The following is a 7899-nucleotide window of genomic DNA, read 5'->3' on the forward strand; positions in this document are numbered from 1 at the left end:
GGGCGGGTGCGACCGGACACGTACCACGTGGGGCGGGCGGGCCGGACACGTACGGGACGCGCGCGAGCCGTACGCGTACGTCAGCCGCCCCGCCGCCCCGCCCGAGCCCGCAGACCCGGGCGGGCTCACTTCTGCCCGTGCTCCCGCGCCTCCGTCGCGATGACGGCCGCCTGCACCCGGCGCTCCACCCCCAGCTTCCCCAGCAGCCGGGAGATGTGGTTCTTCACGGTCTTCTCGGAGAGGAAGAGCTGACCGGCGATCTGCCGGTTGGTCAGCCCCTGCCCGATGAGGTCGAGCACGGACCGCTCCCGCTCGGAGAGGACCGACAGCCTCTCGTCCTCCACGGGACCGGCGGCCTCGGGCGCGCGCAGGGTCCGCATGAGCCGGGCCGTGGTCGCCGGGTCGAGCATCGACTGCCCCGTCGCCACGGTCCGTACCGCCGACACCAGGTCCGAGCCGTTGATCTGCTTGAGCACGTACCCGGCCGCCCCGGCCATGATCGCGTCGAGCAGGGCGTCCTCGTCGTCGAACGACGTCAGCATCAGACAGGCCAGCCCCGGCATCCGCGAGCGCAGCTCCCGGCAGACCGTGATGCCGTCCCCGTCCGGCAACCGGACGTCCAGCACCGCCACATCGGGCCGCAGCGCCGGGCCTCGGGCCAGCGCCTGGGCGGCCGTGGCCGCCTCCCCGACGACCTCCACACCGGGCTCGGACCCCAGCAGATCGCGCAGCCCCCGGCGGACGACCTCGTGGTCGTCCAGCAGGAAGACGCGGATCGGGTCCCCGCCCTCGGCGGTCGGTGTGCCGGACATGTGCGGCCCCAGGTGTTCGGTCGACGCGTGGCCCCCGTTCTCCTCACCCGCATTGTCCCAGCTACGGCGGCGACGTACCTGCCGAACCGCCTCCGGAGCCCGTTTCCACCTGGTCAATGCAGGTGGGAGAAGCCGTTGGCGTAGGCTTGCCAGCCTGACTGGACAGACCTGCCCGCCCGTGCGTGCGCAGTCGCGGGTGGGGTGACAACGGAGGTTCGCGTACATGCCGAGCAGCAGTCGTACGGCACTGGTCGAGGACCTGATGGGGCGTTTCCCCGAGGTGCCCCGGGAAGCCGTCATCAAGGAAGACCTGCTGCGCGGCGGCATGGCCTTCGACGAGTCCGCGCTGAGCGGATCCATTGGCGGCGCCACCGGTGACGTGAAGCCGAAGTCGTACTTCATCTTCTCCTTCGACCACCGCACCCTGCCCGAGCTGGGCGCCGCCGCGCTCAACCGGCCGCCGGAGGAGGTCGTCCTCACCGGCGGACCCTACGGGCTGCGCCGCACCGTGGTCTCGGTGCGGGTCAACCCCGACTCCCCGTACGTCGTGCGCGGCGGCGAGGACGGGACGCTCGGCCTCTACCTGGACGGGGCGCGGATCGCGGACGTCGGCCTTCCGCCGATGCCGGAGTACTACCGCCACCAGCTCTCCAACGGCAAGTCCGTCATGGAGGTCGCCCCGACCATCCAGTGGGGCTACCTCATCTATCTGACGGTCTTCCGGGTGTGCCAGTACTTCGGCGCCAAGGAGGAGTGCCAGTTCTGCGACATCAACCACAACTGGCGCCAGCACAAGGCGGCCGGCCGCCCGTACACCGGGGTCAAGCCGGTCGAGGAGGTGCTGGAGGCCCTGGAGATCATCGACCGGTACGACACGGCGGGCGTCTCCCGCGCCTACACCCTCACCGGCGGCTCCATCACCTCCCAGGTCGGCGGACGCGACGAGGCCGACTTCTACGGCCACTACGCCAAGGCCATCGAGGAGCGCTTCCCCGGCCGCTGGACCGGCAAGGTGGTCGCCCAGGCGCTGCCCCGCGAGGACGTGCAGCGCTTCCACGACTACGGCATCCGCATCTACCACCCCAACTTCGAGGTGTGGGACCGCCGGCTCTTCCAGCTGCACTGCCCCGGCAAGGAGCGGTACGTCGGCCGCGACGAGTGGCACCGCCGCATCCTGGACTCCGCCGAGGTGTTCGGGCCGCGCAACGTCATCCCCAACTTCGTCGCGGGCATCGAAATGGCCGAGCCCTTCGGCTTCACCAAGGTGAGCGAGGCCATCGACTCGACCACCGAGGGGCTGCGGTTCTTCATGTCCAACGGGGTCGTGCCGCGCTTCACCACCTGGTGCCCCGAGCCCACCACCCCGCTCGGCAAGGCCAACCCGCTCGGCGCGCCGCTGGAGTACCACATCCGGCTGCTCCAGGCCTACCGGGCGACGCTGGAGGAGTTCGGCCTCAACTCCCCGCCCGGCTACGGCCCCGCGGGCCCCGGCCGGGCCGTCTTCTCCGTCAGCTCCTTCATGGACAGCCTCGAAGGGCTGGAGGAGGAGACCACCGTCTGACCCCCTCCCCGGGGACGGGAGCCGCACCTCCCCGGGGAACGGGAGCCGTCCAACGGGCACCGTTCCCCGGGTTCGGGCGCGATCCGGGCGCCCGCCTCCGTGGAGCGGGCACCATGAGTGCCCGAAAAGCCCGCCGCAGGCGCGTGACCAGCGGCGGCCCGCCGGGGAAACGGGCAGGAACGGGCAGAGGGAATCCCGCGAAGAGCCTGGTCGAGCGGCTGACCCTGCTTGTAAAAACGTCACATGGGCCCGAACGGACCGGACCCACCCCCGAGAAGCGCCACCGCAAGAGCCAGGGATGTGTGTCGTGGACACCGACGAACGCCGCAGAGGAATACTCGACGCCGCCCGACGGGACGGATCGGTCGAGGTGAACGCCCTCGCGGCGCTGTTCCAGGTGGCCAAGGAGACCGTCCGCCGCGATCTGCACGTACTGGAGGAGCACGGTCTCGTCCGCCGCACCCACGGCGGCGCCTACCCGGTGGAGTCGGCGGGCTTCGAGACCACGCTCGCGGTCCGCACCACCCGTAACGTCCCGCAGAAGTCGCGGATCGCGGCCGCCGCCGCCGATCTGCTCGGGGACGCCGAGACCGTCTTCGTCGACGAGGGCTTCACCCCCCAGCTCGTCGCCGAGGCCTTCCCCCGGGACCGGCCGCTGACCGTGGTGACCGCGTCCCTGGCCGTCGCCACCGTCCTCGCGGACGCCGAGAAGATCTCCGTCATCCTGCTCGGCGGCCGCGTCCGCGGCTCCACGATGGCCACCGTCGACCACTGGGCCTCCAGGATGCTCGCCGGCTTCGTCATCGACCTGGCGTACGTCGGTGCCAACGGCATCTCCCGCGAGTACGGCCTCACCACCCCCGACCCGGCCGTCAGCGAGGTCAAGTCCCAGGCCATGCGCAGCTCCCGGCGGCGCGTCTTCGTCGGGATCCACGCCAAGTTCGGCGCGGTGAGCTTCTGCCGGTTCGCCGGGGTCGGGGACTTCGAGACGATCGTCACCGACGCCGGGCTCTCCTCCGCCGAGGCCCAGCGCTACTCCCTCCTGGGCCCCCAGGTCATCCGCACCTGACCCGACCCGCGCCCCCGGTCCCGTACCGGTCGCGCGGCCCCAACACCACCGCGCCCCGCCCCCCGTCGGGGCGCGGTCCGTCCTGCCCCCGTACGCCTCCGGCATCCCCTTGCCGCCTCGGCCCGACCCGATCACCGAGCCGCTACGACTGATCAGGAGTCCCCATGCGCCACCACCCCCGCCGACGCCACGGACCACGCCGCCTGCCGCGCGCCGCCGCCGTGGCCACGGCACTCGCCCTCCTCGCCACCGGCTGCGCCGGAGCGGGCGGGACCTCCTTCGGGGGCGGTGACGCCCTCAACGTCCTGATGGTGAACAACCCGCAGATGGTCGAACTGCAGAAGCTGACCAAGGAGCACTTCACCAAGGAGACCGGCATCACCGTCCACTTCACGGTGCTGCCCGAGAACGACGTCCGCGACAAGATCAGCCAGGACTACTCCAACCAGGCCGGTCAGTACGACATCGCCACCATCTCCAACTTCGAGCTGCCGTTCTTCGCCGAGAACGGCTGGCTCCGCCCGCTGGACGCATACGTCGAGGCCGACCCGGACTTCGACCAGCAGGACATCCTCCCGCCGCTGCGCGCGTCGCTGACCCACAAGGACGGCAAGCTCTACGCCCAGCCCTTCTACGGCGAGTCCTCCTTCCTGATGTACCGCAAGGACGTCTTCGAGAAGGAAGGGCTCACCATGCCCGCCAAGCCCACCTGGGAGGAGGTCGCCGAACTCGCCGCGAAAACCGACGGATCGCAGCGCGGGATGAAGGGCATCTGCCTGCGCGGGCTCCCCGGCTGGGGTGAGGTCATCGCCCCGCTCACCACCGTCGTCAACACCATGGGCGGCACCTGGTTCACCGAGGACTGGCAACCGCAGCTGACCGCACCGGAGTTCAAGAAGGCGACGAAGTTCTACGTCGACCTCGTGCGCAAGCACGGACAGCTCGGCGCCCCGCAGTCCGGGTACGCCGAGTGCCTCAACAACATGACCCAGGGCAAGACCGCCATGTGGTACGACGCCACCGCGGGCGCCGGATCGCTGGAGGCCAAGGGCTCCCCGGTCAAGGGCAAGATCGGGTACGTACCGGCCCCCGTCGAGCGGACCGACAGCTCCGGCTGGCTCTACACCTGGGCCTGGGGCATGCAGAACGCCTCCAAGAAGGCCGACGACGCCTGGAAGTTCATCTCCTGGGCCTCCGGCAAGGAGTACGAGGAACTCGTCGGCGCCACCAGCGGCTGGTCCAACGTCCCGGCGGGCAAGCGCGCGTCCACCTACGCCCACCCCGACTACCGCAAGGAAGCAGGGGCGTTCGCGGACGTCACCCAGCAGGCCATCTCCGAGGCCGACCCCGACAACCCCGGCACCCAGCCGCGTCCCACGGCGGGCATCCAGTTCGTCGGCGTACCGGAGTTCACCGACCTCGGCACCAAGGTGGCGCAGGAGATCAGCGCCGCCATCGCGGGCCGCCAGTCGGTGGACACCGCACTCGCCACCTCCCAGAAGCTGGCCGAGAAGGTCGCGGAGGAGTACCGATGACCACCACCACCGCGGTACGGCCGACCCCGCCCCGTCCCGCCCCATCGGGCAAGCGCCCCACGGGCAGCAAAGCGAAGGCCTGGGCGACCCGCGCACCGCTCCTGCCCGCCCTCGTCTTCCTGATCGTGGTCACCCAACTGCCCTTCGTGGCCACGCTGGTGATCTCCTTCTTCGACTGGAACTCGCTCAAGCCGGACCAGCGCCACTTCACCGGCTTCGCCAACTACGGCTCCGTCTTCACCGACCCGGCCCTGCGCGACTCGGTGGTGACCACCGTCCTGCTCACCGCCACCGTGGTCATCGTGAGCGTCGTCCTCGGCCTCGCCTTCGCCCTGCTGCTCGACCGCACGTTCTTCGGCCGGGGCTTCGTCCGCACCCTCCTCATCACCCCGTTCCTGATCGTGCCGGTCTCGGCGGCGCTGCTGTGGAAGCACGCCCTCTACAACCCCGAATACGGGCTGTTCAACGGGGCGTTGACCTGGTTCGGGAATCTCTTCGGCATCGACTCCATGGTCCAGCCGGAGTGGACCTCCGAGATGCCCCTGATGGCGGTCGCCGCCGCCCTCGTATGGCAGTGGACCCCGTTCATGATGCTGATCCTGCTGGCCGGACTGCAGAGCCGCCCCGCCGAGATGATGGAGGCCGCCCGGCTCGACGGCGCGGGCGCCTGGCAGATGTTCCGCTTCCTCACCCTGCCCCATCTGCGCCGCTACCTCGAACTCGGCGTCCTGCTGGGTTCGGTGTACATCGTGCAGAACTTCGACGCCGTCTTCACCATCACCGCGGGCGGCCTCGGCACCGCCAACCTCCCGTACACCGTCTACGAGACCTTCTACCGGGCCCATGAGTACGGACTGGCGTCCGCCGTGGGCGTGGTCGTGGTGATCGGCACCGTGATCATCGCGACGTTCGCGCTCCGGGTGGTCTCCTCCCTCTTCCGTGAGGAGGCGAGCCGCGCATGAGCGCCTCGACCGCAGCACCGACCCGCACCCGCGCCACCGCGAAGGCCACCGCCCCGGCGAACCGGGCCCGCAGGCGCTCCACCGCCCTCGGCCTGGCCGCCTGGGCCGTGGGCCTGGTCTTCTGCCTGCCCGCCCTGTGGATGGTGCTCACCTCCTTCCACTCGGAGGCCGACGCGGCGACCAACCCGCCCTCCCTGGCGGCCGCGCTGACGCTCGACGGCTACCGGACGTTCTTCGGCGGCGGAGGCGGCCCGACCCCCTGGCCGCCGCTGGTCAACTCCCTGATGGCGTCGGTGTTCTCCACCGTGCTGGTCCTCCTGCTGGCGCTTCCGGCGGCGTACGCGCTCTCCATCCGCCGGGTGCGCAAGTGGACCGACGTGATGTTCTTCTTCCTCTCCACCAAGATGCTGCCGGTGGTCGCCGGACTGCTGCCGATCTACCTGTTCGCGAAGAACACCGGCTTCCTGGACAACATCTGGCTGCTCGTCCTGCTCTACACCTCGATGAACCTGCCGATCGCGGTGTGGATGATGCAGTCCTTCCTCGCCGACGTCCCCGTCTCCATCATCGAGGCGGCCCAGGTCGACGGAGCGAAGCTGCCCACCGTGCTCGGCCGGGTCGTCGCCCCGGTCGCCGCCCCCGGCATCGCCGCCACGGCTCTGATCTGCTTCATCTTCAGCTGGAACGAGCTGCTGTTCGCCCGGGTGCTGACCGGCGTGGTCGCCGGGACCGCACCCGTCCACCTGACCACCTTCGTCACCAGCCAGGGCCTCTTCCTCGCCCAGCTGTGCGCGGCGTCGGTGGTCGTGTCCCTGCCGGTGCTCATCGCCGGCTACGCCGCCCAGGACAAACTCGTCCAGGGCCTTTCCTTGGGAGCAGTCAAATGAGGGCAGCCATCGTCGAGGCCCCCGGCAAGGTCTCCGTCACCACGGTCGACGACCCCACGCCCGGCCGGCGGGACGTGGTCGTGAAGGTGGCGTCCTGCGGACTCTGCGGCACCGATCTCCACATCCTCCAGGGGGAGTTCGCCCCCACCCTGCCGATCGTCCCCGGCCACGAGTTCGCCGGCGAGATCGTCGCGGTCGGCGCCGACGTCACCGAGCTGGCCGTCGGCGAGAATGTGGCTGTCGATCCCTCGCTCCACTGCCACGAGTGCCGCTACTGCCGCTCCGGCCGCGGCAACCTCTGCGACAACTGGGCCGCGATCGGCGTCACGGTCCCCGGCGGTGCGGCCGAGTTCGCCGTCGCCCCGGTCGCCAACTGCGTCAAACTGCCCGAACACGTCGACGTACGGGACGCGGCCCTGATCGAACCGCTCTCCTGCGCGGTGCGCGGCTACGACGTCCTCAACGGCAACCTGGGCGCCGAGGTGCTGATCTACGGCTCCGGCACGATGGGCCTGATGATGCTGGAGCTGGCCAAGCGCACGGGCGCCGCGTCGGTGGAGGTCCTGGACGTCAACCCGCGGCGCCTGGAGACCGCGAAGCTCCTCGGCTGCACGGGGGCGGCTGCCCGCGCCGAGGAGCTGGACCGCCCCGGCGGCTGGGACGTGGTCATCGACGCCACCGGGAACGCGGGGGCCATCCAGGACGGCCTGGGCCGCGTCGCCAAGGGCGGCACGTTCCTCCAGTTCGGGGTGGCCGACTACGCCACCACGGCGGTCATCGAGCCCTACCGGATCTACAACCAGGAGATCACCATCACCGGTTCGATGGCGGTCCTGCACAGCTACGAGCGGGCCGCCGCGCTCTTCGCGAGCGGTGTGCTGGACCCGGCCGTCTTCATCAGCGACCGGCTGCCGCTGGAGCAGTACCCGGCGGCGATCGACCAGTTCAAGGCCGGGGTGGGGCGCAAGATCGTGGTGCGGCCGTAGCCGATGCGCGGTCAAGCTGGGCATCTCGGTACGCATCCTCGACAGGACCAGCGCCGCCGGCACCACCTCCCGCGCGCTCGCCGTGCA

Annotated in this window: 7 protein-coding genes; 6 read left to right on the top strand and 1 reads right to left on the bottom strand. The window is 70.5% G+C overall.

Translation table 11 applies throughout. The features are described from left to right. Positions 1 to 125: 125 nt before the first annotated feature. The gene (locus tag AB0917_RS10980; RefSeq protein WP_070203057.1) at positions 126 to 812 is read right to left on the bottom strand and encodes a response regulator transcription factor; all 687 of its coding nucleotides are present in this window, start codon (positions 810 to 812) and stop codon (positions 126 to 128) included. A gap of 223 nt (positions 813 to 1035) precedes the next feature. Between AB0917_RS10980 and AB0917_RS10985 the strand changes: the two genes are divergently transcribed. The 6 genes from AB0917_RS10985 (at position 1036) to AB0917_RS11010 (ending at position 7812) form a co-directional block, all read left to right on the top strand. After that, positions 1036 to 2373, top strand: a complete 1338-nt coding sequence (locus AB0917_RS10985; protein ID WP_019763021.1) for a radical SAM protein — start codon at positions 1036 to 1038, stop codon at positions 2371 to 2373. 307 nt (positions 2374 to 2680) lie between these two features. Then, a complete protein-coding gene (locus tag AB0917_RS10990; RefSeq protein ID WP_070203056.1) occupies positions 2681 to 3442 on the top strand; it encodes a DeoR/GlpR family DNA-binding transcription regulator in 762 nt (253 codons plus the stop codon). Positions 3443 to 3606: 164 nt separating this feature from the next. Further along, positions 3607 to 4977, top strand: coding sequence for a sugar ABC transporter substrate-binding protein (locus AB0917_RS10995; RefSeq protein ID WP_366819198.1), 1371 nt, complete (start codon positions 3607 to 3609; stop codon positions 4975 to 4977). After that, entirely contained in the window at positions 4974 to 5939 is a 966-nt protein-coding gene (locus AB0917_RS11000; protein WP_366819199.1) for a sugar ABC transporter permease, read from the top strand. Before AB0917_RS10995 ends, AB0917_RS11000 begins: the two co-directional genes overlap by 4 nt. Then, positions 5936 to 6826, top strand: coding sequence for a carbohydrate ABC transporter permease (locus AB0917_RS11005; protein WP_366819200.1), 891 nt, complete (start codon positions 5936 to 5938; stop codon positions 6824 to 6826). Before AB0917_RS11000 ends, AB0917_RS11005 begins: the two co-directional genes overlap by 4 nt. Then, positions 6823 to 7812 carry a zinc-dependent alcohol dehydrogenase family protein gene (locus AB0917_RS11010; protein WP_366819201.1) on the top strand — a complete coding sequence of 330 codons (990 nt, stop codon included), beginning with the start codon at positions 6823 to 6825 and terminating at the stop codon, positions 7810 to 7812. The genes AB0917_RS11005 and AB0917_RS11010 overlap by 4 nt, the downstream gene beginning before the upstream one ends. Positions 7813 to 7899 lie beyond the last annotated feature (87 nt).

The organism is Streptomyces sp. NPDC007346 (assembly GCF_040703535.1).
Taxonomy (GTDB): Bacteria; Actinomycetota; Actinomycetes; order Streptomycetales; family Streptomycetaceae; genus Streptomyces.